Origin of the sequence: Hoskinsella mucinilytica (assembly GCF_045223415.1) — a bacterium.
Lineage (GTDB): Bacteria > Bacillota_I > Bacilli_A > Erysipelotrichales > Erysipelotrichaceae > Hoskinsella > Hoskinsella mucinilytica.
The window spans coordinates 1-279 of record NZ_JBEQZJ010000139.1 but is presented as its reverse complement, the minus strand read 5'-3'; the positions used below and the strand labels follow the sequence as shown (position 1 = coordinate 279).

At 40.9% G+C, this 279-nt stretch carries 1 protein-coding gene; it reads left to right on the top strand.

Annotated elements, in window-relative coordinates; translation table 11 throughout:
• Window positions 1–53: 53 nt before the first annotated feature.
• The coding region (locus UGRO018_RS17885) for a reverse transcriptase domain-containing protein (RefSeq protein WP_416327867.1) at window positions 54–279 on the top strand (226 nt) is incomplete at its 3' end.

Below are 279 nucleotides of genomic sequence, written 5' to 3'. Positions count from 1 at the left end.
TAGTAGATCTAGACCTCACCAAATTCTTTGACCATGTGAATCAGGATATCCTAATGATATTGGTACATAAGGTCATAAAAGACCCGGATGTAGAGTCACTAGTGCGCAGATTTTTACAGGGAGGAGTGCTAGTAGAAGGAACATTTGAAGAGACCAAAGTTGGAACGGCTCAAGGATCACCAATAAGTCCGCTACTGGCGAACATCTACCTGAATGAATTTGACAAAGAATTGGAAGCAAGAGGATTAAGATACACAAGGTATGCAGATGACTGCATTA